The organism is Streptomyces sp. NPDC002795, from assembly GCF_042888725.1.
In the GTDB taxonomy this organism is placed as follows: Bacteria; Actinomycetota; Actinomycetes; order Streptomycetales; family Streptomycetaceae; genus Streptomyces.
The window spans coordinates 34,447-61,177 of the sequence record NZ_JBIAQB010000011.1; the positions used below are offsets into that span (position 1 = coordinate 34,447).

Consider the following 26,731-nt stretch of genomic DNA (forward strand, 5'->3'; position numbering starts at 1 on the left):
AGCGGGGCGCGGGAGTCGAACTCCCGCGCCCCGTAAGGAAACTGACGGTCAGTTGACCGCGGGCTCCTGCGGCACGGCCGGCCTGCGCGACGCGATGACCTTCTTGGCGAGGGACTTCGGGCTGGTCAGAAAGCCCCAGCCCCACGTCATGTGCATCGTGGCGAGCGCGACGGGGATCTGGGCGCGCGCCTTCAGCGGCAGCCCCTTGCCCGCCGGGAGCGAGCCCGCGACGATCGCCGCGAGGTAGCCGCCGGGGACCACGAAGCCCCACGGCGTGAGGGCGACGCCGACCACGACGCCCGCCGCGATCGCGCACACGGCGGTCGGCGGAGCGAGATAGCGCAGGTTGATCGAGCCGGAGTGGAAGCGGGCGACGACGTGCCGCCAACGCCCGTAGTTCCGGTACTGCTTGGCGAGTTCTCTGACGCTCGGCCGGGGCCGGTAGTCGACCAGCAGGTCGGGCGAGAACCAGATGAGGCCGCCCGACTCGCGGATCCGGAAGTTCAGCTCCCAGTCCTGCGCGCGGATGAACTCCTCGTTGTACCCGCCGAGCTTCTCGAGCATCTCGCGCCGGAAGACGCCCAGATAGACCGTCTCGGCCTGCTGCGCCTCGCCGCCCGTGTGGAACGCGGCGTTGCCGACACCGATCTTCGAGGTCATCGCGGCGGCGACGGCCTGCTCCCAGGCGTTGGTGCCCTGGGCGTGCATGATGCCGCCGACGTTCATCGCGCCGGTCTCCTCCATGAGGCGGACGGCGGTGGCGATATAGCCCGGCGAAAGCGCGGCGTGGCCGTCGACGCGGACGATGACCGGGTGGCGGGAGGCCTTGATCGCGGCGTTCAGGGCGGCGGGGGTGCGGCCCGTCGGGTTCGGCACCGTGGACACCTTGGGGTGCTCGGCGACGAGCCGCGCGGCGACCTCGTCCGTACGGTCGGTGGAGGGGCCGAGGGCGAGCACGACCTCCATCTCACCGTCGTACTCCTGCGTCAGGATCGCCTCGACGGCCTCCTTCAGATGCCGCTCCTCATTGAGGATCGGCATGATCACGGAGACGGCCGGGAGCTGCCGGTCGGGATTCGTGTTCTGGGTGTCCATTTCCTCTTTCTCGGCCAGGGGTCCGGGGGTTGCCCCCGGGAAATGCAGCCGCGGCCGGGGGTCCGGGGGTTGCCCCCGGAAAGTGCAGCATCGCGGGTCACGTTACCGCTAATGGGGGACACGGGCGCGCGCCGCCGAGTCGCTGCCGCGGTCAGCAGATCGTATGGGCCTACTGTGCTCGCGTCCCACGCCCACCGTCGCGGAGGTGTCCCCCCGGTGCCCACGCCGCCCCGCTCCCCCGACCGCCCGCAGCGCCCCTCCCGTTCCCGGGGGCAGGCCCGCGGGTCAGGCCGGACGGCGCTCAGGAAGAAGTCCCGGTGGGCCATGCGGGCGGCGACGGCGCTCTCGGTGACGGTGCTCGCCGCGGCCGGCGTCGGGCACGCCCTTGTCTCCGGAATCGACGCCGGGATCCACCGGATCGACCCCTTCAGGGACATGAAGAACCGGCCCGCGGCGGGCGACGGCATGAACGTGCTGCTCGTCGGCACCGACGGCCGCGACAGGATCAGCGAGGAGGAGCGCCAGAAGTACAAGCTCGGCGGCGCTCCCTGCCACTGCACGGACACCGTGATGATCGTCCACATCTCGGCGGACCACGAGCGCGCCTCCGTCGTCTCCCTCCCCCGCGACAGTTACGCGGAGATCCCGGCGCACACCGACCAGAACAGCGGCGAGAAGCACCACCAGCACCCCGTGAAGCTGAACGCGGCGTACGCGGAGGGCGGGCCGCAGCTGACACTGCGCACGGTCGAGCACATGACGAAGGTGAAGCTCGACCACTATCTGGAGGTCGACTTCACCAGCTTCATGAAGACGGTCGACGAGCTCGGCGGCGTCGACATCTGCACGGCCTCCCCGCTCCAGGACTCCTACACCGGCCTCGACCTGGACGCCGGCACGCACCGGCTGAACGGCGGGCAGGCCCTGCAGTACGTACGGGCCCGGCACATGGACAGTGCGGGCGACCTCGGCCGGATGCAGCGCCAGCAGCGGTTCATGGCCGCGCTGATCTCGAAGGCGACGTCGTCGGGCGTGCTGCTCAATCCGGTCCGGTTCCGCGGTGTCTCCCGTACGTTGCTCAGCTCGGTCCGTGCCGACAAGGGCTTCGGGTCTGACGAGATGGTGGACCTGGCGCGGGCCATGCGGAACTTCTCGCCGTCGTCCTCCGAGTTCACGACCGTGCCGATCGGGAACATGAGCTATCCCGTGCCGAACATCGGCTCCACGGTGAAGTGGGACGACAAGAAGGCCACGGCGCTGTTCAAGGCGCTGCGCGAGGACAAGCCGCTCGCTCCGCACCGGCCGAAGGCGAAGAAGGCGGCCGTGGTCGACGTCGCACCGAACGAGATCCGCGTCCAGGTCGAGAACGGGACGGAGTCCGCGGGGCTCGGCAAGAAGGTCGACTCCGCGCTGAAGAAGACGGGGTTCCGGACGACGGGGGCGCCCGTCAACGCGGACGACCTCACCGCGAAGCGGACGACCGTGCTGTACGACCCGGGGTGGGACCGGTCGGCCAAGTCCTTGGCGGCGTCCCTGCCGGGGGCGGAGATGAAGCCGGTGGACGGTCTTGGGCCGCTGCTGAAGGTCGTCGCCGGGGCGGATTACGAGGGGGTGCGGGCGGTGCGTGCGCAGGACGCTGCCGCTGGGGCGTACGGGGCGGTTACCGGGGACCAGGTGGTGTGTCCTTGACCTGGGCCGGGGTTGCGGTCGCGGGGCTCTGCCCCGGACCCCGCGCCTCAATCGCCGGCGGGGCTTGAACTGCGTAGTTCCTTGATGGCGCGGCGCTTTGCCAGGCGGTGTTGGCGGCGGATCTGGGCTTCCTGGTAGCGGCGGCGGTCGCGGTCGGTTTCTGGTTCCACCGGGGGGACCGTGCGGGGCTTGCCGTCCGCGTCGACCGCGGCGAAGACCAGGTACGCCGAGCCGACCTGCTGTGCGGGGGTCGACTCGTTCCAGCGCTCGGCGAGGACCCGCACGCCCACCTCCATCGACGTGCGCCCCGTCCAGTTCACCTGCGCCTTCACGTGCACCAGGTCACCGACGCGCACCGGCTCCAGGAACGCCATCTCGTCCATGGAGGCCGTCACCGCAGGTCCGCCCGAGTGCCGACCGGCCACGGCACCCGCCGCGTCGTCCACCAATTTCATGATCACGCCACCGTGCACCGTGCCGAGGAGATTGGTGTCGTTGTGCGTCATGATGTGCGACAACGTTGTGCGGGAAGCGGAAGTCACCTTGCCCGGAATATCCGATTCCGCGCCGTGAGCCTGGTCTGTCATGCCACCAACCTTATGCGCGCACCGAATGTGTTAGCTCTGCAACAGCCATGGTGCGATTTCCCTTCAGGGCTTGTAAGGCACGTATTCGAGCACGGCACACTGAGCCCTATGAATGATTGGCCCGACGGGCGGAGCGACAGGCAGGGCGGCGCGGGCCGCGGCGGATACGGCCGTGGCAGCGGCAGCGACCGCCCCGAAGGCGCCCGTGTCATGCGACACGTGCAGCGCCCCGTCCCGCAGCAGCAGCCGCCGCCCGCGTACGACGGTGGCGGGCACGGCCCGTCGTACGACGACGGCTACAACACGGGCCAGGTCTACGGCCAGCCGAGCGGCCGGGGCCGGGGTCCCGGCTTCGGCGACGGTGGCGACTACGGGCCGCCGACCGGCCGCCCGGTGCGGCCCCCCAACTGGGGCAAGCGCATCAAGCGGACCGCCCTGGCCGTGGTCGTCGTGGTGGTCGTCGCGAGCGTCGGCACGTACTTCTGGGCCGACTCCAAGCTGCACCGCGACGTCGACCTGTCGAAGGTCATCGACCGGCCCGAGGCCGGCGACGGCACGAACTACCTGATCGTCGGCACCGACAGCCGTGAGGGCATGTCCGCCGAGGACAAGAAGAAGCTGCACACCGGCTCCGCCGCGGGCAAGCGCACGGACACCATGATGATCCTGCACGTCGGCTCGGGCGGGGACACCCTCGTCTCGCTGCCGCGTGACTCGAACGTGGAGGTCCCCTCGTACAAGGGCGCCGAGTCCGGCAAGACGTATCCGGCCACCGGGCGTCAGACGAAGCTGAACGCCACGTACTCGGAGGACGGTCCGACGCTGCTCGTGCGCACCGTCGAGGCCAACACCGGGCTGCACATCGACCACTACGCGGAGATCGGCTTCGGCGGCTTCGCGAGCATCGTGGACGCGGTCGGCGGCGTCGAGATGAACCTGAAGGAAGGCTTCAAGGACAAGTGGTCCGGGGCCGACTTCCAGAAGGGCAAGCAGACCCTGGACGGCCAGCAGGCCCTCGCCTTCGTCCGTACGCGGCACGCCTTCGCCCAGTCCGACCTGCAGCGCACCAAGAACCAGCAGCAGTTCCTCGGGGCGCTCGCGCACAAGGTCTCCTCGCCCGGGACGGTCCTCAACCCGTTCACGCTGTACCCGACGATGGGCGCGGGCCTGGACTCGCTCACCGTCGACAAGGACATGAGCCTGTGGTCGCTGGGCAAGATGTTCCTCGCGATGAAGGGCGTCAACGGCGGCGACGGCAAGTCCATGAACATGCCGACGAGCGGCAGCGTCGGCGGCAACCTGCTGTGGGACAAGGCCAAGGTCAAGCAGCTCGTCGACCAGTTCAACAACGGCGAGAAGGTCACGGTCTCCAGCGACTGACCGGCGTCAGGATGTCGTCATGGCATCCGCTCTCGTACTCGGTGCCGCCGGTGGGGTCGGCCGGGCGATCGTCGCCCGGCTCGCCGCCGGCGGTTCGCATGTGGTCGCGGTCGACCTGGACCCGGCGGTCCGTCAACTACCGGGCAGCTACGCCACGTTGAAGGCGGACGCCACCGAACCGGCCTCCCTCGCGCGGGCCTTCGACGCCGCACCCGAACCGCCCTCCGTGCTCGTCCACGCGCTGTTGCACGAACTGCGGGCTCCGCTCGGGGAGTTGAGCCCCGCGCAGTGGCACAAGGTCTTCGACATCGGGCTGGTCTCCGCCTGGCAGGCCGCCGCCGAGCTGGTGCGGCGCAAGGGCGCGGGGCCCGCGTCCGTGGTCCTCGTCGGCTCGGTGCACGCGCACGGTGCGGCGCCCGACTGCGCCCCGTACGCCGTCGCGAAGGCGGGCCTCGGCGCCCTCGCCCGCGCGGCGGCGATCGAGTGGGGGCCGCTGGGGGTGCGCACCAACGTCGTCGAGCCGGGCTTCGTGCCCGTCGAGCGCAACGCCCACCGCTGGCGCGAGCCCGCCGCGCGCGCCCGCGTCGAGGCCGACTACCCGCTCGGCCGCCTCTGCTCCCCCGAGGAGATCGCCGACGTCGTCGCCTTCCTCGCCGGGCCCTCCTCCAGTTACGTCAACGGGGTCTGCCTGCCCGTGGACGGCGGCTACCTCGCGGCGCTCCCGGAAGTCACAAAAGGTGGTGCGGCGGGCCCGCTCCCCTGACACTCTGCGCCGATGGATCGCGAAGAGATCTCCCGCATCGCCCACACCGACCACCCCATCAAGGCACCGCTCGGCGACACTTCCGTACGCGAACTGCTGCGCCACGCCCTGCCCCGCGGCGACGCACGCGTCCTCGACCTCGGCTGCGGCCCCGCCGAATGGCTCCTGCGCGCCCTCGCCGCACATCCGGGTGTGCGGGCCGACGGCGTCGACCTGTCCGAGGGCTCCCTGGCCGAGGCGCGCGAGCGGGCGGAGGCGGCCGGCGTGGCCGACCGGCTCGCGCTGCACCACAAGGCGGCCGAGGACTTCAGGCCGGAGAAGCCGTTCGACGCGGTGCTCAGCGTCGGCGCCGCGCACGCCTTCGGCGGCCTGCTGCCCACCCTCGACGCGGCCCGCGCGCACCTGGCGCCGGGCGGCCGGGTCCTGATCGGCGACGGCTACTGGGAGGCCACGCCCTCCCCCGAGGCCATCGACATGCTCGGCGACTTCGCCGACCTGGCGACCACCCTCGACAAGGTCTCCGACGCAGGCTGGACCCCGGTCGCGGCGCACCTCAGCACGCGGCACGAGCTCGACGCGTACGAATGGTCCTGGCTCGGCTCCGTCGCGGACTGGTCCCTCGACCATCCGGAAGACCCAGCCAGCGCCGACCTCCTGGACCTGGTCGCCGAGCGCCGCACGGAATGGCTGCGCGGCTACCGCCACTGCTTCGGCTTCGCGTGCCTGGTGCTGCGCAGGACGCGGCCCTGACGTGGTTACGCCCAGTCCGGGCGGGGCGCGCTGTACGGGAGACGCTGCGGGAAGGTGCGGCCGACGGCGTGCGATCCGTCGCTGGTGAACAGGACGGTCGTCCAGGAGCCGTCGGTGAAGCCGAACTCGTGGTGGTACGCACCGGCGCTCGCGACGAGGACGTGACCGGGGTTCTCCAACTTGCGCGGCACGAGGGCCCGCACCAGCAGACCGGCCGCCGACTCCCAGTCGCCGCGCATCGCCTCGCGCTCCTTGCCGCCGCGGACCAGGGCGTTGACGGGGTTGAGCCGGAACAGCCGGTCGTCGATCTCCCCGGCGCGTGCCAGCAGCCCCGGCGATCCGTCGAAGGCGTTCGGCCGCAGCCGGGCCGGGGGCTGCGGCACCTGGGAGTCGACCTGTACGAGGTGAGCCGCGGACGGCTCGGCGCTCTCGCCGGGAGGCAACGCGCTCAGCGCGAGCTCCTTGGCCCTGGCGGCGGTCTCCTTGGCGTCCGCGGGCGCGAGCCAGTCCTTCACCGCCCGCCACAGCCGGTCCTGTGTGCGCATGGTTTCCCTTTCCGCCTTCCCCAGGACCGAGCCCAACGCGAACGGCCCCCGGCACGCTACCGGGGGCCGTTCGCGGGAGTGGGTTACGGCAGGTTCCTCGCCATGACGATGCGCTGGACCTGGTTCGTGCCCTCGTAGATCTGCGTGATCTTGGCGTCGCGCATCATGCGCTCGACCGGGTAGTCACGGGTGTAGCCGTAGCCGCCGAGCAGCTGGACCGCGTCCGTGGTGACCTCCATCGCGACGTCCGAGGCGAAGCACTTGGCGGCGGCGCCCTGGAACGTGAGGTCCTTGTCGCCGCGCTCCGACTTGGCGGCGGCCGCGTACGTCAGCTGGCGGGCGGCCTCGATCTTCATGGCCATGTCCGCGAGCATGAACTGGATGCCCTGGAAGTCGCCGATCGGCTTGCCGAACTGCTTGCGCTCCTGGACGTAGCCCTTGGCGTAGTCGAGGGCGCCCTGCGCGACACCGAGCGCCTGCGCGGCGATCGTGATGCGGGTGTGGTCGAGGGTCTTCATCGCCGTGGCGAAGCCGGTGCCCTCGGCGCCGATCATGCGGTCGGCGGGGATCCGCACGTTGTCGAGGTAGACCTCGCGGGTCGGCGAGCCCTTGATGCCGAGCTTCTTCTCCGGGGCGCCGAAGGAGACACCCTCGTCGGACTTCTCGACGACGAAGGCGGAGATGCCCTTCGAGCGCTTCTCGGGGTCGGTGACCGCCATCACCGTGTAGTACTCGGACTCGCCGGCGTTGGTGATCCAGCGCTTCACGCCGTTGAGGATCCAGTGGTCGCCGTCGCGCACGGCCCGCGTCTTCATGCCCGCGGCGTCCGAGCCCGCGTCCGGCTCGCTCAGGCAGTACGAGAACATGCCGTCGCCCTTGGCCAGCGGGCCGAGGTACTTCTTCTTCAGCTCCTCGGAGCCGGAGATGATGACGGGCAGGGAGCCCAGCTTGTTCACCGCCGGGATCAGGGAGGACGAGCAGCAGACGCGCGCCACCTCCTCGATCACGATGACCGTGGCGAGCGCGTCGGCGCCGGTGCCGCCGTACTCCTCGGGGACGTGCACCGCGTGCAGGTCGGCCGCGGTGAGCGCGTCAAGGGCCTCGCGCGGGAAGCGCGCCTCCTCGTCCACCGCGGCGGCGAACGGGGCGATCTTCGCCTCGGCCAGCGCGCGGATCGACTCGCGGAGCATGTCGTGCTCCTCGGACGGGCGGTACAGGTCGAAGTCAGCCGATCCGGCCAAGGTCTCTCACGCTCCAAGCCACGCTTCTACTGATGCTAATTACCGTTAAGTAACCCGAATCTTAGGTCGCGGCCCACTGCACGGATACGTGAGCTATGCGACAACGGTGAAGTTGCCCGGTGGGGCGCCTCCACATGCCACAGCTATGCTCGGCAGCGCCCTGAAGCACCCACACCTCTGGAGCCCCCCGATATGGCCCTCAAGATCACCGTGATCGGCACCGGCTACCTCGGCGCGACGCACGCCGCAGCCATGGCCGAGCTCGGCTTCGAGGTGCTCGGCCTGGACGTCGTGCCCGAGAAGATCGACATGCTGACGCGGGGCGAGGTCCCGATGTACGAGCCGGGCCTGGAGGAGCTCCTGCGCCGGCACGTCTCGGGGTTCGAGGGTTCGAGCGGACGGCTGCGCTTCACGATGGACTTCGCCGAGGCCGGCGAGTTCGGCGATGTGCACTTCGTGTGCGTGAACACGCCGCAGAAGCACGGCGAGTACGCCTGTGACATGAGTTACGTCGACGCCGCCTTCACCTCGCTCGCCCCGCATCTGAAGGAGGGCGCGCTCGTCGTCGGCAAGTCGACCGTGCCGGTCGGCTCGGCGGCCCGCCTCACCGAACTGCTGCCGGCGCACGCGGAGTTGGCGTGGAACCCGGAGTTCCTGCGCGAGGGCTTCGCCGTGAACGACACGCTGCACCCCGACCGGATCGTGGTCGGCGTGAACAGCGAAAGCGCCGAGAAGCTGCTGCGCGAGGTGTACGCGAAGCCGCTCGCCGAGGGCACGCCGTTCATCGTGACGGACTACCCGACCGCCGAGCTGGTGAAGACGTCGGCGAACTCCTTCCTCGCCACGAAGATCTCCTTCATCAACGCGATGGCCGAGGTCTGCGAGGCGGGCGGCGGCGACGTCGCGAAGCTCGCCGAGGCCATCGGCTACGACGAGCGGATCGGGCACAAGTTCCTGCGGGCCGGGATCGGCTTCGGCGGCGGCTGTCTGCCGAAGGACATCCGGGCGTTCATGGCGCGCGCCGGTGAACTGGGCGCCGACCAGGCGCTGACGTTCCTCCGCGAGATCGACTCCATCAACATGCGGCGGCGCGGCGCGATGGTCGAGATGGCGCGCGAGGCGCTGGGGGGCGGGGCGTTCCTGGGCAAGCGGGTCGCCGTCCTCGGCGCCACGTTCAAGCCGGACTCCGACGACGTACGCGACTCCCCGGCGCTCAATGTGGCCGGGCAGATCCACCTCCAGGGCGGCCAGGTCACGGTCTACGACCCGAAGGGCATGGACAACGCGCGGCGCGTGTTCCCGACGCTCGGCTACGCGGACTCGGCGCTCGAAGCGGTGCGCGGGGCGGACATCGTGCTGCACCTCACCGAGTGGCGCGAGTTCCGCGAGCTCGACCCGGCGGAGCTCGCCAAGGTGGCGGCGAACCCGTTGCTCCTGGACGGCCGCAACGCGCTGGACAGTGCGCTGTGGCGGGCGGCCGGATGGACGTACAGGGCGATGGGCCGCCCGTCCGCCTGACCCATTGGTCGACTCGGTCGACTACTTGGCGCGATAGCGCCGCATCTTCGCCCGGGCCCCGCAGACCGCCATGTCGCACCAGCGACCGCGGCCCGCGGGGCTCCGGTCGTAATACGCCCAGTGGCAGTCGGCTGCCTCGCAGGCCTTGAGCCGTGCCCAGGTGCCGCCCCCGCGCGCCTCGGCGATGGCTGCCGCCACGCGTCCGGCCAGGGACGCGCCGTGCACCGGGACCAGGCTCGCCGCGCCGTTCCGGTCGTCGACGGCCACCCGCAGCGGCGCCCGCGCGAGCAGCTGGCCCAGTGGGGTCACGGTGCGGTGCGGCGGGTGGCCCGCGTGGGCGAGGCAGGCCGCGCGCAGCGACTCGCGCAGTTCGCGCGCCTCGTCGAGCCCGCCCGCCACGACGCCGAAGCGCTCGCGCACCTCGGCCCGGTCCAGCGCGTCCTCGCCCGTCGTGATGTCGAGCAGCGTGTTCACCAGGTCCTCGATCAGGGCGAGGCCGCCGGGTGCGGGTTGGCGGGCATTCATGGTTGCGACGTTACCCCCCGTGCGGGAGTATGCAGTAACGCCGAAGTTACCTGTTAACCCCGCATAGGGGTAACACGAGGAGGCATCATGCCCATCGCACAACTCGGAGTCGTCGTCCTGGACTGTCCGCGGCCGCGCGAGCTGGCGGAGTTCTACGCCGCCGTACTCGGCGGCAGCGTCACCGGGGACGAAGGGGAATGGGTCGACGTGACGGCGCCGGGCGGCCACCGCCTCGCGTTCCAGCAGGCGCCCGGGTACGTGGCCCCCTCCTGGCCCGCGCCGGACGCGTCCCAGCAGTTCCACCTCGATCTGACCGCCGAGGACCTGGACGCGGCCGAGAAGGAGGTGCTCGCGCTGGGCGCCACGGTGCTCGACGCGGAGGACCGTTCTCGTAGCTGGCGGGTTTACGCGGACCCCGCGGGGCACCCGTTCTGCCTCTGCGCCTGCTGATCCTTCCGACCAAGGGAGCCGTCATGGCCTTCGCGAAAATCGGCACCGTCGCCTACGACTGCCCCGACCCCGTAGCGCTCGCCGGGTTCTACGCGGCCGTGCTCGGCGGCGAGATCGAGAACTACGAGGGCAAGGGCTACTGGTACAACCTGCACGTGCCGGGTGGGCAGCAGCTCTCCTTCCAGCGCGTGCCGGACCACAAGCCCCCGCGGTGGCCGGCCGCCGACCACGACTCGCAGCAGCTCCACCTCGACCTGGACGTGGAGGACATCGAGGCCGCGCAGGAGAAGATCCTCGCGCTCGGCGCGGTGCCGCTCGACCTGGACGACGAGGGCGGCACCCGCGACTTCCGCGTGTACGCGGACCCGGCGGGGCATCCGTTCTGCTTGATACGACCGGATACGGCGAGCTAGGGCCGCTGGCGGTGTTGCGCGGCGCGGGAGACGAACTCCGTGCTGCGCAGCACCCGTTGGGCGTTGCCCCAGGTGAGCAGGGCGAGGTCGGCGTCGGTCCAGCCGCGGCCCTGGAGTTCCGCGATCAGGGCCGGGTAACCGGCGACGTCGGTGAGGTCCTCGGGATGCGCGTCCCCGGTGTCGTACGTCCCTGACAGGCCCACCGACTCGGGGCCCGCGAGGCGGCGCACATGGTCGACGTGGTCGGCCACGTCGCGCAGGGCGGGACCCGTGCGGTCCGCGGAGCACGGCACCAGGCACAGCCCCCTGCTCTCGCCGAGCGCGGCGAGGAGGTCGTCCGGGGCGTTGTCGGGGTGGTGGTTCAGGGCGTGGGCGCCGGAGCGGGTCAGGGCGACCGGGGCCTTGGAGACGGCGAGGACGCGGGTGGCGGTCGCGGCCGAGGCGCCGGTGAGGTCGATGAGCATGCCGATCCGGTTCAGCTCCCGTACGACCTGTTCGCCGAACCGGTTCAGCCCGTCGTCCGAGGCCCATGACGTGCCGCTCAGCGTGAGGGCGCGCAGGCCGAGGGCGTGCAGGGAGCGCAGCGTGCCGAGCGAGTCCGCGGCCGCCATGGCCGGGGCCGGGCCGATGAGGACGGCGATACGGCCGTGGGCGCGGGCGTCGGCGGTGTCCGAGACGGAGCGGGCGAGGCGGAGGTCCTCCGGGTGGCGGGCGACGACGTCGGTGATCAGGTCGATCTGTTCCAGCGTCGTGGCGACCGGTGCTTCCGGGTCTACGTGGGGTGCCCACAGCTGAGCGCCGGTGCCACCTGCGCGGAGCCTCGGCAGATCGGCCTCCACGGCACTCTCTCCCAGCTCCAGGTCGTACCAGGGGAGGGTGCGCAGGACCTGCGGGAGGCCGCAGTATCCGTCGGCCACGGGGTGGCGGGCGAGGAGGTCGTGCGGGGCGGTGGGAGTCGCGGGTGTGGGAGTCGCGCTGCCCGCGTCGGCCGGGACATGGCCTGCGGGCGCGGGTCTCGCGAGGTCGGCGGCAGGCCTGGCGGCTTCCAGGTCGCCCGCTTCGGCGGGGGCGTCGAGCTCGTCCTGTAGGTCTGCCATGGCAGGGCTCCGGACGTCGGTGGGACAGTCGTTCGGACCACCGTTGCACGCGCCGCGAGCGGGGTCGCGGCGAGCGGTGCCGTTCGGGTGGGCGGGGGTGTGGTCGCGCGGGACCGGGTCCCGGACCTGTACCGGGACCGGCGGCTGCCCTGCCCGAGGGCTGGGGGGCTGGGGGGCTGGGCGAGGCGAGGCGGCGGCAACCGGATGGGGGAGCGCACCACTCGGCGGGCCGCTGAAAGCCACGGGCCACCCGAAACCGTGGGTGACGCGCGCCCCCGACAGCGCGGCAGACGTACGAACCGGCCCGACCGGCCCGCGCTACCCGTCCAGCTGGGACAGCGTCGCGTTCGACGGCCCCCGGCGGGACCGGAGGTCGGACGCGACCGATTCCGCGTCGCCCAGCACCCGCACCGCGTTGCGCCACGTCAGCTTGGCGAGGTCGGCGCGCGACCAGCCGCGGCCGACCAGCTCCGCGATCAGGTTCGGGTAGCCCGAGACGTCGTCCAGGCCCTCCGGCAGGAACGCCGTGCCGTCGTAGTCGCCGCCGATCCCGATGTGGTCGACGCCCGCGACCTCGCGCATGTGGTCGAGGTGGTCCGCCACGGTCGAGACCGTCGCGATCGGGCGCGGCCGCGCGTCCTCGAAGGCGCGGTGCAGCTTCATCGCCTCCGGGGACGTGTCCAGGTGGTGGAAGCCGTGGGAGCGGAGGTTGTCGTCCGCTGCCGCTGTCCAGTCGACGGCCGCCTGCAACACGAACTTCGGGACGAAGGTGGCCATCGCCACTCCCCCGTTCCCGGACAGCCGTTCCAGCACGTCGTCCGGGATGTTGCGCGGGTGGTCGCACACCGTGCGGGAGGAGGAGTGGGAGAAGATCACGGGCGCCTCGGACACGTCGAGCGCCGCGCGCATCGTCGTCGCCGCGACGTGCGAGAGGTCGACGAGCATGCCCTCGCGGTTCATCTCCCTGACCACCTCGCGGCCGAAGGCGGAGAGGCCGCCGACGCCGGGCCCGTCCGTCGCCGAGTCCGCCCACGCGATGTTGTCGTTGTGCGTGAGCGTCATGTAGCGGACGCCGAGCGCGTACAACGCGCGCAGCGTGGCGAGGGAGTTGTTGATGGAATGGCCGCCCTCGGCTCCCTTGAGCGAGGCGATGCGGCCCTCCTTCCGCGCCGCTTCCATGTCGGCCGCGGTCCGCGCCTCCCGCAGCTCACCCGCGTACCGGGCGATCAACTGGTCGACGCAGTCGATCTGTTCGAGCGTGGCGCTGACCGCCGCGTCGCCCGACAGGTCGGTGCGCACGTACACGGACCAGAACTGCGCGCCGACGCCACCGGCCCTCAACCGGCCCAGGTCCGTGTGGAGATGGGCGCTCTGGTCGGTGGCGATGTCGCGCGCGTCGATGTCGTACGTGACCTGCTCGCGCAGCGCCCACGGCAGGTCGTTGTGCCCGTCGACGACGGGGAACTCGGCGAGGATCGAGCGGGCTTCCTCCATGGACGCGGCGTTCACGCGCGTCACTTCCCGAAGCCGAAGCCGGTACCCGCGCCCTCGACCTTGGCCCGCAGCCGCTTGCCCTTCTCGGTCGCCTGGTCGTTCAGCTCCTGCTGGAAGTCCTTCATCCGGCCGAGGAGTTCCTCGTCGTGCGCGGCGAGGATGCGTGCCGCGAGCAGGCCCGCGTTGCGCGCGCCACCGACCGAGACGGTGGCGACGGGGACACCGGCCGGCATCTGCACGATCGACAGCAGGGAGTCCATGCCGTCGAGGTACTTCAGCGGCACCGGCACGCCGATCACCGGCAGCGGCGTCACCGACGCCAGCATGCCGGGCAGGTGGGCCGCGCCGCCCGCGCCCGCGATGATCGCCTTGAGGCCGCGTCCGTCGGCCTGCTCGCCGTACGAGATCATCTCGTGCGGCATCCGGTGCGCGGAGACGACGTCGACCTCGTAGGGGATCTCGAACTCGTCGAGGGCCTTCGCCGCGGCCTCCATGACGGGCCAGTCGGAGTCCGAGCCCATGACGATGCCCACCACGGGGCTCACTGCGGAAGTCATTCGGTGATCGTTCCTCGGAGGTAGCCGGCTGCGTGACGGGCGCGCTCCAGCACGTCGTCCAGGTCGTCGCCGTAGGTGTTGACGTGTCCGACCTTGCGGCCGGGCTTCACGTCCTTGCCGTACATGTGGATCTTGAGCTGCGGGTCGCGGGCCATGCAGTGCAGATACGCGCTGTACATGTCCGGGTAGTCGCCGCCCAGGACGTTGCACATGACCGTCCAGGTCGCGCGCGGGCGCGGGTCGCCGAGCGGCAGGTCGAGGACGGCGCGGACGTGGTTCGCGAACTGGGACGTGACCGCCCCGTCCTGCGTCCAGTGGCCGGAGTTGTGCGGGCGCATCGCGAGTTCGTTGACCAGGATGCGGCCGTCACGGGTCTCGAAGAGTTCGACCGCGAGGTGGCCGACCACGCCGAGTTCCTGCGCGACGCGCAGCGCCAGCTCCTGCGCCTCGCCCGCCAGGGCCTCGTCGAGCTCGGGGGCCGGGGCGATCACCGTGTCGCAGACACCGTCGACCTGCTGGGACTCGACGACGGGGTACGCGACCGCCTGGCCGTGCGGAGAGCGGACGACGTTGGCCGCCAGCTCCCGTACGAAGTCGACCTTCTCCTCGGCGAGGACCGGCACACCCGCCTTGAACGGGTCGGCGGCATCGGCCGCGGAGCGTACGAACCACACGCCCTTGCCGTCGTAGCCGCCGCGCACCGTCTTGAGGATGACGGGGAAGCCCTCGCCCTCCTCGGCGAAGGCGGCCACGTCGGCCGGGTCCTTCACGATGCGGTGGCGCGGGCACGGCACGTCGAGCGACGTGAGCTTCGCGCGCATCTCGCCCTTGTCCTGGGCGTACAGCAGCGCGTGGGGCCCCGGGCGGACGGGGATGCCGTCCGCCTCCAGGGCCCGTAGGTGCTCTGTCGGTACGTGCTCGTGATCGAAGGTGATCACGTCGCAGCCTCGCGCGAACTCACGCAGCGTGTCCAGGTCGCGATAGTCGCCGACCACGACATCGCCGACGACCTGCGCCGCGGAATCCTGCGGGGTGTCACTGAGGAGCTTGAACCTGATGCCGAGCGGGATGCCTGCCTCGTGTGTCATACGAGCGAGCTGTCCACCGCCGACCATGCCGACTACGGGGAACGTCACACCTACAGGGTATCGGCCAGGTGTCCAGTACCCGTACCGCGTCCTGAAGAGCACAGGCACCGAGCGAAGGCGCGTGGTTAGCATGGCTGGGTCGGTCACGACCGGATCCGACACGACGGGCACGACGGACGGCACGGGGGCTGGGGCGAGAATCATGGGCATCACGGGACGGACCGGCCGCATCGGCGCACTGCGACAGCGCCTGGCGGGCGTGGCCCGTGAGGTCGCGAAGTTCGGTGTCGTCGGCGCCCTGGGCGTCCTCGTGAACTTCGCCGTCTTCAACCTCATGCGGCACGGCACCGACCTCCAGGTGGTGCGCGCCAGCGTGATCGCGACGGTCGTCGCCATCGCCTTCAACTACGTGGGGTTCCGCTACTTCACGTACCGCGACCGCGACAAGAGCGGCCGCACCAAGGAACTCACGCTGTTCCTGCTGTTCAGCGCGGTGGGCCTGGTCATCGAGAACGGGGTCCTGTACGCGGCGACGTACGGGTTCGGCTGGAACAGTCCGCTGCAGAGCAACATCTTCAAGTTCCTCGGCATGGGCCTCGCGACGCTGTTCCGGTTCTGGTCGTACCGGACGTGGGTGTTCAAGGCGCTGCCCGCGAGGGAGGCCGTGGCCAGCGCGGAATCGTTCCTCGGCGACTCGCGGTCGACGCCGCCGGTGCAGCGCGTGAAGTGACCGCGTGACCGCTACCTGATCATCTGGTCCTCGTCGCCGCCCGCCGTCTTCTTCAGCGGCGTACGGGAGAGGAACAGGCCGAAGACCGCCGGGCTGCCCTGGAGCATTTCGAGGCGGCCCCCGTCGGCCTCCGCCAGGTCGCGGGCGACGGCGAGGCCGATGCCCGTCGAATTGCGGCCGCTGATGGTCCGCTCGAAGATCCGCGAGCCCAGCTCCGGCGGGACCCCGGGGCCCTCGTCCGTGACCTCGACGATGGCCTGGCTGCCGGTGACACGGGTGCGCAGGGCGACCGTGCCGCCACCGTGCATCAGGGAGTTCTCGATCAGCGCGGCGAGGACCTGGGCGACCGCGCCCGGGGTGCCGACCGCCGTGAGGTGGCGCTTGCCGGATGAGACGATCGCGCGGCCCGCGCTGCGGTAGGCGGGCCGCCACTCCTCCAGCTGCTGCTTGATCACCTCGTCCAGGTCGAAGGGGACGGCGGACCCCGTGCGCGGGTCGCGGGAGTTGGTGAGCAGCCGCTCGACGACGTCGGTGAGCCGCTCGACCTGCGCGAGCGCGATCGTCGCCTCCTCCTTCACCTCGTCGAGGTCCTCGGTCATCGTGATCTCCTCCAGGCGCATGGAGAGCGCCGTGAGGGGCGTACGCAGCTGGTGCGAGGCGTCGGCCGCGAGGCGCCGCTCGGCCGTCAGCATGCGGGCGATGCGCTCGGCGGAACCGTCGAGGACGTCGGCGACGCGGTCGAGCTCCGGGACGCCGTAGCGCTTGTGCCGGGGCCGCGGGTCGCCGGACCCGAGGCGCTCCGCCGTGGAGGCGAGGTCCGTGAGCGGCGACGCGAGGCGGTTCGCCTGGCGTACGGCGAGCAGGACGGCGGCGACGATCGCGAGCAGGGCCACGCCCGCGATGATCAGGAGCGTGCGGCCGACCTCCGTGGTGACGGTGGAGCGGGCCTCCTCGACGGTGACCTTCTCGCCCTGCTCGCCCGTGGCCGTGTAGGAGATGACGTCGCCGACGGGTTCCGTGCCGATGATGATCGGCCGGCGGCCGGGCATGTCGATCTCGGCGTAGCGGTCCCCTGCGACCTGGTCCTGGAGGATGCTGCCGCTGATCTGTTCCTCGCCGAGGATTCTGCTGTCCACGATGGAGGCGAGGCGGACGGCCTCCGACTCCACGCGTTCCTGGGCGCTGTTGGTGATGGTCCGGGTCTCCACGATGACCAGGGAGACGCCGAAGACGGCGATCACTACCAGGACCACGGCGAGGGTGGAGTTGATCAATCGGCGGCGCATGTCTCTTAGTGTCCCGGATGCGTCGGCGGCACCGGGGTCACGGACACGGGGCTCCGCCCCGGACCCCGCTGCTCAATCGCCGCAGGGGCTTGATCGGGTCAGCTCTTCTCGAACCGGAAGCCGACGCCTCGCACCGTCGCGATGTAGCGCGGGTTCGCCGCGTCGTCGCCGAGTTTTTTGCGGAGCCAGGAGATGTGCATGTCGAGGGTCTTGGTCGACGACCACCACGTCGTGTCCCAGACCTCGCGCATCAGCTGGTCGCGGGTGACCACGCGGCCCGCGTCCCGTACGAGGACCCGCAGGAGGTCGAACTCCTTTGCCGTGAGCTGGAGTTCCTCCTCGCCCATCCACGCGCGGTGCGACTCGACGTCGATCCGGACGCCGTGCGTGGCCGGGGCCTGGACGGGTTCGGTGGCGCCGCGGCGCAGCAGGGCCCGGACGCGGGCGAGCAGCTCGGCGAGGCGGAAGGGCTTGGTCACGTAGTCGTCGGCGCCGGCGTCGAGGCCGACGACCGTGTCCACCTCGTCCGCGCGGGCGGTGAGGATCAGGACCGGCACCGTGTGCCCCTCGGCGCGCATTCTGCGGGCCACCTCCAGGCCGTCCATTCCCGGCAGTCCGAGGTCGAGCACGACGAGGTCGATGCTTCCCTGCAGTCCGGCGTCGAGGGCGGTGGGACCGTCCTCGCGCACTTCCACCTCGTAACCCTCGCGGCGCAGGGCGCGGGCCAGCGGCTCCGAGATGGACGCGTCGTCCTCGGCGAGCAGTACACGGGTCATGAGGTGATGGTAGTCCGCGGCGGACGACGCCCGTGGGGTGATCGGCCACTGCGACGCTCAGCGCCTTACGGAATCTTTGCCTCCGGGTTCGCGCCCTGCGGTGCCCGGGTGCCATCGTGGGGAACACCTTTGAAACAGTGCGGACGGTTCCGTGAAGGCCTGTGATCCATCTCTCAAGTCCTTCCATATGCCGTTGAGTCGTTCGTAAGGTGATTCAACGCCTGATGCACTACTGGGGGACCTTTGGAGCGCACCGCGCACCCAAGGTCCCTTTCGTGTGTGAGCTGACTTGCGTCAGCATTTTAGGAACGACCTGTGGCCGGGCCCCGCGTGTAAGGAAGCGCGCCGGGGTGTGGATCTCGGGCCCGCCGCATCGGCGGGCTCCGGTGCCGGCCCTCCCCCACGCGGGCGCCCGCTCCCCACGAAGGTGCAGCGTCCCGAGCGAGCAAGGAACCCCCATGGCGTCCAGCCTGACGAAGGAAGCCACCGCGCCCGGCGCCGGTGAGAAGACCTTCCTTGGCCACCCTCGCGGCCTGGCCTTTCTGTTTCTGACGGAGATGTGGGAGCGGTACAGCTTCTACGGGATGCGCGCGCTTCTCGTGCTGTACCTGTCGGCCGGTGTGATCGACGGTGGCCTCGGCCTCAACATCGCCACGGCGACCGCGATCTACTCCGTCTACAACGCCCTTGTGTACCTGCTTGCTCTGCCGGGCGGCTGGCTCGGCGACCGCATCTGGGGTCCGCGCAAGACGACCGCGGTGGGCGCCGTGATCATCATGCTCGGCCACTTCACGCTGGCGCTGCCCTGGGCCGGCTCGTTCTACCTCGGCCTCGGCCTCATCGCCGCCGGTTCGGGTCTGCTCAAGGCCAACATCTCGACGATGGTCGGCCACCTGTACCCGGAGAAGAACGACCCGCGTCGTGACGGCGGCTTCTCGATCTTCTACATCGCGATCAACGTCGGCGCCTTCTTCGCGCCGCTGACGATCGGCACGGTCGGCCAGACGGTCAACTGGCACCTCGGCTTCGCGATGGCCGGTGTAGGCATGGCACTCGGCCTGGTGTGCTTCCTGTTCGGCTTCCGTTACCTCTCGGGCGAGTCCAACGTCGTCCCGGCGCCGATGAGCGACGACGAGAAGCGCGCGATCTGGAAGAAGTCCGCGATCTGGGCCGCCATCGCGGTCGTGTTCTACGCCGCCGCCGGTGCCGGTGGCCTGCTGACCGTGAACTGGCTGCTGTGGCCGCTCACCATCCTCGGCCTGGTCCTGCCCGTCTGGTACCTGGTCAAGATGAAGCGCGACCGTGAGCTGAGCGACACCGAGCAGTCCCGCGTCTCCGCGTACATATGGTTCTTCGTCGTGGCCGCCGTGTTCTGGGGCATCTACGACCAGACCGGTTCCACGCTGACGCTGTTCGCGCAGAACGACACCACCAACACGCTGTTCGGCTTCGACTTCCCGTCCAGCTGGTTCCAGTCCCTGAACCCGCTGTACGTGATGGCGCTCGCGCCGGTCGCCGCCTGGCTGTGGCTCTGGCTCAACAAGCGGGGCAAGGAGCCCAGCACCCTCACGAAGTTCGCCAACGGCGTCTTCCTGATCGGTATCTCCTTCTTCGTGATGATGCTCGCCCAGGCCGCGGCCTCCGGCGACGCCAAGGTCACGCCGCTGTGGCTGTGCTCGGTCTACCTGATCCAGACCATCGGTGAGCTGACGCTCTCCCCGGTCGGCCTCTCTCTCACCACGAAGCTGGCGCCGGAGAAGTACGGCTCGCAGATGATGGGTGTCTGGTTCCTGGCCGTGACCGCCGGCGACTCGGTCATCGCCCTGCTCCAGCTGATCGGCGCGCCGACCGACACCGAGTGGTGGTTCGCCTCCCAGGGCGCCCTCGCCGTCCTCGCGGGTGTCGCGGTCTTCATGTTCCGCAAGAAGGTCAAGCCGCTCATGGCGGGCGTGCACTAACGCTCCGCTCGGCCACGTGGAAGGGGTCGGTCCGCACCGTTTCGGTGCGGACCGACCCCTTCTCTTCTGCGTGTGCGTCCCCCGGGACCCGACCTCGGGGCTCTGCCCCGGACCCCGCTGCTCAATCGCCGCAGGGGCTTGATGGGCCGGTGCCGGATGTGGCTACCGCCTGACCACCCGCCGTGCCCGCGGCAGGAACGTGAACACCGCGCCGCCCAGGAGGATCACCGTGCCGGCCGCCAGGCCGAGGGCGCGCAGGGCGCCGTCGCTGGAGGAGCCGGTTTCGGCGAGGCCGCCGCCGGTTGCCGCGGAGCCGCCGCCGCCCGCCGAGCCGCTCGCCGAACCCGCGCCGCCTGCCGCGCCGCCCTCCTGCTTGGACGTGTCGAGCTCCAGGGAGACCGGAGCCTTGCTCGGCGTGCAGGTGGTGGTCGTGCCCAGCGCCTTCACCGTGAGGACGCCCGGCGCGAGCGTCGACTTGCCGTCGGCGCCCGGCTTGTACGTGCCGGTCAGGTCAGGGATCTCCATCGGGTCGCCGGACTTGATGGGCTCCTTGTTGGTCGGGCCCTCGACGGGAACGGTGCCCTTGTCGGAGCCGCCCAGCTTGACCTCCATCGACGGTTTCACCGAGTCGGCCGGGATGTCGGCGGGACTGTCCATCACGGACCCCTTGAACTTCACCGTGAGGCCGAAGTTCCCGCCGTCCTTCTTGGCGTTGATCTGCACCGGTGACGTGGCGCTCTTGTCGCCGATGGGCGTCTTGCAGGAGTAAGGGACCTTGACCTCCTTGCCGGTGAAGTCGCTCTGGCCGCCGCTGTCGCCGCCGCCCGTGGTCCCGCCGGTGTCCTCGGAACCGCCCGAGTCACCGCCACCGGAACTTCCACCGGAACTCGAAGAGCCGCCCGAGGATCCGCCCGTCGAGGTGCCCGGCAGGCCACCGATGGCGCCGCCCGAACTCGCGGCCCCCTCAACGACCTTGATGACCGCCCCCGGGTCCACGGCCTCCTTCGGAGAACACTTGGTGTCCGTCGACATCGGCTTGCTGACGTTGATGTTGTACTTGTCCGGGGTCAGCTTCACGTCCCCCGGCTTCTCCAGCTTCAGCTTGCCCGTCATCGTGGACAGCTTCATCGGACTGTTCTTGGGGATCGCCGGGTTCTCGCGCGGCCCCTGCATGTCGATGTCACCGGTCTGCGCTCCGGCCGCCTTGAGCGTGCCGGTGGGCTGGACGGTGTTCTCGCTGAGGTCGAGGACGTCCGGGTTCTTCGACGCGCCCTGGATGAACTTCCAGGTCACATTGACCGTGTCGCCGACCTTCGCCGTGGCGGGCGCCGCGATCTGCGTGATCGTCGTGCCCTGCACCGGGTCGAGCCCGGAGATCGACGGCGGTATGCACTCCGTCTTGTACGAGATGTCGGCGGCCTGCGCGGGGGCCGCCGTCGCGAACATCAGCCCCGCCCCGCCCAGTATCAGGGCGACACCGGCCGCGCTCACTCTCCGTTGCGTACTCACGTATTTCCTTTCGTCGTCGGACTGTTCTCGGGCGGTGCGGAGAGTTGACCGGCCGCGGGCCGCTCCGGACCGGTGGGACCGGTGTCCGGGGTGAACCAGGGCAGAGTCGTGGTCTGTGTCGTGCTCGTCGGCGCGGTGGGCGCGTCGGAGGGCGAAGGCCGCTTCGGCTTCTGCTGCGGCATCCGCACCTTCGGAAGCCGTACGGTGTGCCCGCCCGCCGGCCTGGATCCCGTGGACCTCTTCGACCGGCGATCGCGCGGTCGTACGCGGTCCACGACCGCCATGCCGATCCGGAAGACGGCGGCCGGCACGACGACGCAGAGCAGGATCCAGAAGAGGGTGACGCCCCAGGGGCGGCCCACGCCCCAGGGCTGTTCGGCCAGTACCTTCCCGCCGTACTTGAGCGAGACGAGGTAGTCGCCGTGCGCGCCCGCCGACAGTTCGACGGGCAGTTTGATCTGTGCCTTCTGCCCCGGCTTGATCGTGCCGCGCCACTGCTGGTCCTCCCACTGCGGCGCGAACACACCGTGGGAGGTGCCGACTTGGAAGACGGGGTTCTTGACCGGGGTCGAGCCGACGTTGCCCACGGTGAACGTGAAGGACCGCGACGGCGGGGAGCCGAACCAGGTCAGCAGGCCGCTAGAACCCTCAAGCCGGGTGTCGGCCACCATGGACAGCTGCCCGCCGGCGGACGTCTTCGGCAACGCCTTCACGGGATGCCCCGCCACCTGGAACGCCGCGTCCGCCTGCGCCTTCTGTCCGGTCACCGTGGCGACATGGACGACGCACGGGCACGGATTCGGCGGCTCGGCGACCGGAAGCGACTTGCCGAACGCTCCCTTGGAGTCGGTGGTGACCGCGCGCCCCTCGGAGTTGGCGCAGGAGTTGGTGCCGCCGATGACACCGCGCGACGGGCTCGACTGCCCGCAGATCAGCATCATCAGCAGCGTGTCGGGCCGCCAGCCCGCACCCTTCACGGTGATCGAACCCCCGGTTCCCGCCTGGGACTTGGAGAGACTCACGGACGGTTTGTCGGCGGCGGAGGGGGCGGCGGAAGCGGCGGCCGCCCAGGGCGCGGTGCCCGCGAGCAGGGCGCCCACGAGGGCGAGGACGGTCAGCAGCCGCGAGGCGCGAGCACTGCTGCGGCGGTTCATGGCGCACTCCTTACGTTCCCTTGTCGGCGGAGCAGGCGGAGCAGTCGGAACAGATGCGGCGGTACGGGCCAGGACGGCCGTCGGCGGCGCAGGTACCAGTAGGCGGCGCACCCCGCCCCCGCCAGCACGGCGAGGATCCCGCCGACCGCAGGCCACGGCACGAACCGGGCGCTCGCCGTGGCCGAGTCCGCCGCGCCGCCGCCCGCGGTCACCGTCACCTTCACGTCGACGGCGTCGAGCGCCGGGGCGTTCCTCCACGGTTCGGTGAGGCTGGCCCTGCGGCCCGGCAGCAGTTGCACCGGCAGGGCCCTGCTCCTGTCGAGGGCGGCGCCGAGCACCCCGTCGGCCCGCACCGCGAGGCGCGGCGAGAGCGTCGTGTTGCCGCGGTTCACCACGTCGTAGGCGATGGAGCCCTTGTCCACCCGTACGTTCTCGACCGTGAGGGCGGACAGGGTGGGCCCGCTGACCCGCAGGTGGACGCTGACGCCGACATCGCGCCCGCCCGCCCGTGCCACGACCGCGCCCGGGTGGTCGCCGGGGGTCGCGCCCGCGGGCACGGAGACCGTGAAGGGGACCTCGGCGCGGGTGCGCGCCGGGATCTTCACGGTCGTCTCGGCGAACCGGATCCAGGCCCCGGTGTCCGTGGCCTTCTCGCGTCCGGGGTCGGCCCCGCGCAACGAGACCTTCAGCGGCTTGTCACTCGGGTTCGTGACCGCCACCTTGTCCTCCAGCACGGCCCCGGGCGCCCCCTCGGCGTAGACATACGGCCGCCCGTCACCATCGGTGGAGGACGGCGCGACGGTCCAGCCCGGACCGACCAGAACGAGCGCCACAGCAGCGACTACCAAGCCCCTGCGGCGATTGAGCAGCGGGGTCCGGGGCGGAGCCCCGCGGCCGTAACACCGCGGGGCCCCACCTCCCATCGACGAGCGCAACGTCATCGCGGCTACTCACGCCCCCTTAACGGGACGCCGTCTGATTGCGCCGGGTCAACCACAACACCCCCGCCGCCCCGGCCAGAAGCACCGTCCCGCCCAGCGTGCCGAGCGCGATCGCCGAGTCCTCGGGACCGGTCTGCGGAAGCTCCCCGCCGGACGGCGCGGACGCCGACGAACCCGAGTCCGCGGCCCCGCCACCACCCCCCGCGGCGCCCTTCACGTCCATCTCAAGGGAGGGCTTCGGGCTGTTGGACGGCGTACAGGTGGTGTTCGTACCGAGCGCCTTGATGGTGAGGACGCCGGCGGTGAAGTTCACCTTGCCGCTCTTCTTGGGCGTGTACGTGCCCGTCAAGTCACTGATCTTGATCGGGCTGTTGGCGGGGATCGCCTTGTCGTTCGCTGGCCCTGTCGCCGTGAACTGGCCGCTGTCCGCGCCGCCCACCTTGATCACCGCACTGGGGTGCATGGCGCCCTTGCCGAGCTCCACAGGGCTGGAGGAGACGCCCTTCTGGAAGGACATCGTGATCTTGTAGCCGCTGCCGCTCTTGGCGCTCTTCATGTCGATCGGGGAGACGGCTCCCTTGTTCCCGATCGGGGTCTTGCACTGGTAGTTCACGTTCTGCACGGTGGCGGAGGCGGTGGGGGCGGCCATCAGCACCGCCGAGCCTGCCAGAGCCGCGCTGAGCGCGAACGCGGCGGTTCGTTTCTGGTACGTCCGGTACGTCACCTCGAAGTCCCTTCAAACCGAAGGTTACTGACGGTTCATCAGATCTGGGTGGCTCAAGGTACGCCGGGGACCTTGCCGAGGGAAGACAAAGAGCACGCCGGATCGAAGTCGATCCGGCGTGCTCCAGAAAACGTACGAAAGGCCGCTAAGCGGGGGCTCCGACCTCCGCCCACACGACCTTGCCCGTGACGCCCGGGGTACGGACAACTCCCCAGTCGAGACAGAGGCGTTGGACGATGAACATGCCGTGCCCGCCGGGGCGGCCGACCCGGTGCGGGGTGCGCGGTGCAGGCTGGCCCGCCCCGCGGTCCGCGACCTCGATGCGCAGCACCTTGTTGGCCGAGGAGTCGCCGAAGTACAGGATGATCTCGTCGGGCTCCTCGGCGTGCAGGCACGCGTTCGTGACGAGTTCGGAGACGACGAGCAGTACGTCCTCCGCCGCCGCCCTGCGGTCCGCGGTCGCCGCCGGCAGCCAGCCCCAGGCATGCAGCGCCTCGCGGGTGAAGTCGCGGGCGAGCGGCACGATTCCGCTCGCGCCGCTGAGGCTCAGCCTGCGGACCCGCGCACCCGCGACGACCGGCACTTCACCGGACTCGGGGCCGTGGTCGCCCGGCGAGTAAGGCCGGGTGGTGCTCATCAGCACTTCACCTCACCGATTCACCAATTCAGCTTCAGGATTCAGGTTCAGGGTCCGAGTGCCCACTACCCGGTCAAGAAGTCCGGGGCGCGGATCGGAGTCGCAGGGTCATCGGAGTCGCAGGGTCGGGGTCGTGTTCGAGGGGTCTCCTGCCCGGGGGAACGACGGAAACACCCACTTGTTCAGAACGGCTCCTGTGACACTGGTAACGCTGCGATCACACAAGGACAACTGGAGCGTAACTTCTGCGATTGGCCACAGCACGCGGTCTTCCGGTGCCTGTCAGTCGCTTGAGGGGTCCGGCGCGAGCGCCTCGTCGAGCGACGCGTGCACGGTGAAGACGGCCTCCGCGCCAGTGATCTCGAACACCCTGGCAACCACCGGAAGCATGCCCGCCAGGTGCACTCCGCCACCGGCCGCCTCGGCCTTGAGCCGGGCCCCGAGCAGCACGTTCAACCCCGTCGAATCACAGAATTCGAGGCGCGAACAGTCGATCACCAACCGGGAATGTCCATTGCTGAGGCATTCATCCAGGGGTTCACGCAGTAGATCAGCCGTATGGTGATCCAACTCACCGGCCGGGGTCACGACGGCACTGAAGCCCTCTTGCCGCACCTCGACCAGAAGCCGGCCCCGATGCGCACTGCCGACTGTCCCGCGGTCCATGACGTCTCTCTCTCGCTGCCTACGACGTGCCGATTGACGCCCTCGAACACTACGCCCTCCGGCCGTGCATCGACACCCGAACAACCTCTAGAATTCGGACATTTCGGCTCAGAACGCACTTGCGACCGGGTGTGGAAAACGGGTAGGCCTAGTAAGGACAACATTCGACCACGGCCGGCTTTGGAGGCGCCGCACTTAGAAGCAGTGCACGCATTGGCATCGGCAGCCATATGCCGAGAACGCATGGAGGACATCATGTCAGCCCGGCTCGACGAATCGCGCCCTGACCAGGCGGCGTCGACACTCCCCCAGGAAACCCCCATCGACGTCGAGGCCGAGGGCCTTGAAGGCCTCGAAGGTCTTCCGGAGATCCCTCCGTTCGACGAGGTGGGACCGCTCGACGCCCGAGCCCTCTCCAAGACCCTCTTCGAGCGGCTCGAGTCGCTCGACGAAGGCACACACGAATACTCGTACGTCCGCAACACGCTGGTCGAGCTGAACCTGGCTCTGGTCAAGTTCGCGGCCTCCCGGTTCCGCTCCCGCAGCGAACCGATGGAGGACATCATCCAGGTCGGCACCATCGGCCTGATCAAGGCGATCGACCGGTTCGAGCTGAGCCGCGGCGTCGAGTTCCCGACCTTCGCGATGCCGACCATCGTCGGCGAGATCAAGCGCTTCTTCCGCGACACCTCCTGGTCCGTGCGCGTACCGCGCCGCCTCCAGGAACTCCGCCTCGACCTCGCCAAGGCGGGCGACGAACTCGCCCAGCAGCTCGATCGCGCTCCCACGGTGGGCGAGCTCGCCGAACGCCTGGGCCTGTCGAAGGAAGAGGTCGTCGAGGGCATGTCGGCGTCCAACGCCTACACCGCCAGCTCGCTCGACGCCCAGCCCGAGGAGGACGACTCCGAGGGCGCGCTCGCGGACCGCATCGGCTACGAGGACCACGGACTTGAGGGCATCGAGTACGTCGAGTCCCTGAAGCCGCTGATCGCCGACCTGCCGCCGCGCGATCGCAAGATCCTCTCGTTGCGCTTCGTCGCCAACATGACCCAGTCCGAGATCGGTGAGGAACTGGGCATCTCGCAGATGCACGTGTCGCGGCTGCTGTCGCGGACGCTGGTGCGCCTGCGCAAGGGCCTGACGCTCGAAGAATAATCG

General features: G+C 70.3%; 27 protein-coding genes. 10 read left to right on the forward strand and 17 right to left on the reverse strand.

Features of this window, described 5'->3' with window-relative positions; all coding sequences use genetic code 11:
* Positions 1–48: 48 nt before the first annotated feature.
* Complete coding sequence (locus ACFYWS_RS30035; RefSeq protein WP_389281636.1) at positions 49–1,095, reverse strand: glycosyltransferase family 2 protein; 1,047 nt, start codon at positions 1,093–1,095, stop codon at positions 49–51.
* 324 nt (positions 1,096–1,419) lie between these two features.
* On the opposite strand from ACFYWS_RS30035, the gene ACFYWS_RS30040 reads away from it, so the two are divergent.
* On the forward strand, positions 1,420–2,784 hold the full coding sequence (locus ACFYWS_RS30040) for an LCP family protein (protein WP_389281638.1): 1,365 nt from the start codon (positions 1,420–1,422) through the stop codon (positions 2,782–2,784).
* Positions 2,785–2,831: 47 nt separating this feature from the next.
* Here ACFYWS_RS30040 and ACFYWS_RS30045 read toward each other — a convergent pair whose 3' ends face one another.
* A complete protein-coding gene (locus tag ACFYWS_RS30045; protein WP_389281640.1) occupies positions 2,832–3,371 on the reverse strand; it encodes an acyl-CoA thioesterase in 540 nt (179 codons plus the stop codon).
* Positions 3,372–3,479: 108 nt separating this feature from the next.
* Between ACFYWS_RS30045 and ACFYWS_RS30050 the strand changes: the two genes are divergently transcribed.
* The 3 genes from ACFYWS_RS30050 to ACFYWS_RS30060 are packed head-to-tail and all read left to right on the forward strand — an operon-like array spanning position 3,480 to position 6,264.
* Positions 3,480–4,751 carry an LCP family protein gene (locus ACFYWS_RS30050; RefSeq protein ID WP_389281641.1) on the forward strand — a complete coding sequence of 424 codons (1,272 nt, stop codon included), beginning with the start codon at positions 3,480–3,482 and terminating at the stop codon, positions 4,749–4,751.
* Positions 4,752–4,770: 19 nt separating this feature from the next.
* Entirely contained in the window at positions 4,771–5,514 is a 744-nt protein-coding gene (locus ACFYWS_RS30055) for an SDR family NAD(P)-dependent oxidoreductase (protein ID WP_389281643.1), read from the forward strand.
* 12 nt (positions 5,515–5,526) lie between these two features.
* Entirely contained in the window at positions 5,527–6,264 is a 738-nt protein-coding gene (locus tag ACFYWS_RS30060) for an SAM-dependent methyltransferase (RefSeq protein WP_389281645.1), read from the forward strand.
* Between the two features lie 5 nt (positions 6,265–6,269).
* On the opposite strand, the gene ACFYWS_RS30065 is transcribed toward ACFYWS_RS30060, so the two are convergent.
* Both ACFYWS_RS30065 and ACFYWS_RS30070 read right to left on the reverse strand, forming a co-directional pair.
* A complete protein-coding gene (locus ACFYWS_RS30065; RefSeq protein WP_389281647.1) occupies positions 6,270–6,809 on the reverse strand; it encodes a hypothetical protein in 540 nt (179 codons plus the stop codon).
* An 83-nt stretch (positions 6,810–6,892) separates the two neighbouring features.
* On the reverse strand, positions 6,893–8,050 hold the full coding sequence (locus ACFYWS_RS30070; protein WP_389281648.1) for an acyl-CoA dehydrogenase: 1,158 nt from the start codon (positions 8,048–8,050) through the stop codon (positions 6,893–6,895).
* Positions 8,051–8,242: 192 nt separating this feature from the next.
* On the opposite strand from ACFYWS_RS30070, the gene ACFYWS_RS30075 reads away from it, so the two are divergent.
* Positions 8,243–9,568, forward strand: a complete 1,326-nt coding sequence (locus tag ACFYWS_RS30075) for a UDP-glucose dehydrogenase family protein (protein WP_389281650.1) — start codon at positions 8,243–8,245, stop codon at positions 9,566–9,568.
* Positions 9,569–9,589: 21 nt separating this feature from the next.
* On the opposite strand, the gene ACFYWS_RS30080 is transcribed toward ACFYWS_RS30075, so the two are convergent.
* Positions 9,590–10,093, reverse strand: coding sequence for a CGNR zinc finger domain-containing protein (locus ACFYWS_RS30080; protein ID WP_389281652.1), 504 nt, complete (start codon positions 10,091–10,093; stop codon positions 9,590–9,592).
* A gap of 87 nt (positions 10,094–10,180) precedes the next feature.
* On the opposite strand from ACFYWS_RS30080, the gene ACFYWS_RS30085 reads away from it, so the two are divergent.
* Positions 10,181–10,543 (forward strand): VOC family protein, encoded by a 363-nt coding sequence (locus tag ACFYWS_RS30085; protein WP_389281654.1) that lies wholly within the window; start codon positions 10,181–10,183, stop codon positions 10,541–10,543.
* Between the two features lie 23 nt (positions 10,544–10,566).
* Positions 10,567–10,956, forward strand: coding sequence for a VOC family protein (locus ACFYWS_RS30090; protein WP_389281655.1), 390 nt, complete (start codon positions 10,567–10,569; stop codon positions 10,954–10,956).
* On the opposite strand, the gene ACFYWS_RS30095 is transcribed toward ACFYWS_RS30090, so the two are convergent.
* The 4 genes from ACFYWS_RS30095 to ACFYWS_RS30110 all read right to left on the reverse strand — a co-directional run bounded on the left by ACFYWS_RS30095 (position 10,953) and on the right by ACFYWS_RS30110 (position 15,324).
* Positions 10,953–12,053: a dipeptidase gene (locus ACFYWS_RS30095; RefSeq protein ID WP_389281657.1), complete on the reverse strand. Its 1,101-nt coding sequence runs from the start codon at positions 12,051–12,053 to the stop codon at positions 10,953–10,955. The two genes, ACFYWS_RS30090 and ACFYWS_RS30095, sit on opposite strands and share 4 nt — an antisense overlap.
* Positions 12,054–12,371: 318 nt before the next feature.
* Positions 12,372–13,547: a dipeptidase gene (locus ACFYWS_RS30100; RefSeq protein ID WP_389282025.1), complete on the reverse strand. Its 1,176-nt coding sequence runs from the start codon at positions 13,545–13,547 to the stop codon at positions 12,372–12,374.
* Positions 13,548–13,567: 20 nt separating this feature from the next.
* Entirely contained in the window at positions 13,568–14,104 is a 537-nt protein-coding gene (gene purE, locus ACFYWS_RS30105) for a 5-(carboxyamino)imidazole ribonucleotide mutase (protein ID WP_389281659.1), read from the reverse strand.
* Positions 14,101–15,324, reverse strand: a complete 1,224-nt coding sequence (locus tag ACFYWS_RS30110; protein WP_389281661.1) for a 5-(carboxyamino)imidazole ribonucleotide synthase — start codon at positions 15,322–15,324, stop codon at positions 14,101–14,103. The genes purE and ACFYWS_RS30110 overlap by 4 nt, the downstream gene beginning before the upstream one ends.
* Before the next feature lie 70 nt (positions 15,325–15,394).
* Here ACFYWS_RS30110 and ACFYWS_RS30115 point away from each other — a divergent pair, with 70 nt between their 5' ends.
* Positions 15,395–15,922: a GtrA family protein gene (locus tag ACFYWS_RS30115; RefSeq protein ID WP_389282026.1), complete on the forward strand. Its 528-nt coding sequence runs from the start codon at positions 15,395–15,397 to the stop codon at positions 15,920–15,922.
* 11 nt (positions 15,923–15,933) lie between these two features.
* Here the strand turns inward: ACFYWS_RS30115 and ACFYWS_RS30120 are convergent, their stop codons facing one another.
* Both ACFYWS_RS30120 and ACFYWS_RS30125 read right to left on the reverse strand, forming a co-directional pair.
* A complete protein-coding gene (locus ACFYWS_RS30120) occupies positions 15,934–17,208 on the reverse strand; it encodes an ATP-binding protein (protein ID WP_389281663.1) in 1,275 nt (424 codons plus the stop codon).
* A gap of 98 nt (positions 17,209–17,306) precedes the next feature.
* Positions 17,307–17,984: a response regulator transcription factor gene (locus ACFYWS_RS30125; protein WP_266710971.1), complete on the reverse strand. Its 678-nt coding sequence runs from the start codon at positions 17,982–17,984 to the stop codon at positions 17,307–17,309.
* Positions 17,985–18,442: 458 nt separating this feature from the next.
* On the opposite strand from ACFYWS_RS30125, the gene ACFYWS_RS30130 reads away from it, so the two are divergent.
* Positions 18,443–19,942, forward strand: a complete 1,500-nt coding sequence (locus ACFYWS_RS30130) for a peptide MFS transporter (protein WP_389281664.1) — start codon at positions 18,443–18,445, stop codon at positions 19,940–19,942.
* A 162-nt stretch (positions 19,943–20,104) separates the two neighbouring features.
* Here the strand turns inward: ACFYWS_RS30130 and ACFYWS_RS30135 are convergent, their stop codons facing one another.
* The 6 genes from ACFYWS_RS30135 to ACFYWS_RS30160 form a co-directional block, all read right to left on the reverse strand.
* The gene (locus ACFYWS_RS30135; RefSeq protein WP_389282028.1) at positions 20,105–21,388 is read right to left on the reverse strand and encodes a hypothetical protein; all 1,284 of its coding nucleotides are present in this window, start codon (positions 21,386–21,388) and stop codon (positions 20,105–20,107) included.
* Positions 21,389–21,447: 59 nt separating this feature from the next.
* On the reverse strand, positions 21,448–22,605 hold the full coding sequence (locus tag ACFYWS_RS30140) for a hypothetical protein (protein ID WP_389281665.1): 1,158 nt from the start codon (positions 22,603–22,605) through the stop codon (positions 21,448–21,450).
* Positions 22,602–23,438, reverse strand: a complete 837-nt coding sequence (locus tag ACFYWS_RS30145; protein ID WP_389281667.1) for a hypothetical protein — start codon at positions 23,436–23,438, stop codon at positions 22,602–22,604. The genes ACFYWS_RS30140 and ACFYWS_RS30145 overlap by 4 nt, the downstream gene beginning before the upstream one ends.
* 127 nt (positions 23,439–23,565) lie before the next feature.
* On the reverse strand, positions 23,566–24,270 hold the full coding sequence (locus ACFYWS_RS30150; RefSeq protein WP_389281668.1) for an LPXTG cell wall anchor domain-containing protein: 705 nt from the start codon (positions 24,268–24,270) through the stop codon (positions 23,566–23,568).
* 145 nt (positions 24,271–24,415) lie between these two features.
* The gene (locus ACFYWS_RS30155) at positions 24,416–24,907 is read right to left on the reverse strand and encodes an ATP-binding protein (protein ID WP_389281669.1); all 492 of its coding nucleotides are present in this window, start codon (positions 24,905–24,907) and stop codon (positions 24,416–24,418) included.
* A gap of 282 nt (positions 24,908–25,189) precedes the next feature.
* Positions 25,190–25,573, reverse strand: a complete 384-nt coding sequence (locus tag ACFYWS_RS30160) for an STAS domain-containing protein (RefSeq protein ID WP_326019923.1) — start codon at positions 25,571–25,573, stop codon at positions 25,190–25,192.
* A gap of 243 nt (positions 25,574–25,816) precedes the next feature.
* On the opposite strand from ACFYWS_RS30160, the gene ACFYWS_RS30165 reads away from it, so the two are divergent.
* Complete coding sequence (locus ACFYWS_RS30165) at positions 25,817–26,728, forward strand: RNA polymerase sigma factor SigF (RefSeq protein ID WP_326019924.1); 912 nt, start codon at positions 25,817–25,819, stop codon at positions 26,726–26,728.
* The last annotated feature ends 3 nt before the right edge of the window (positions 26,729–26,731 follow it).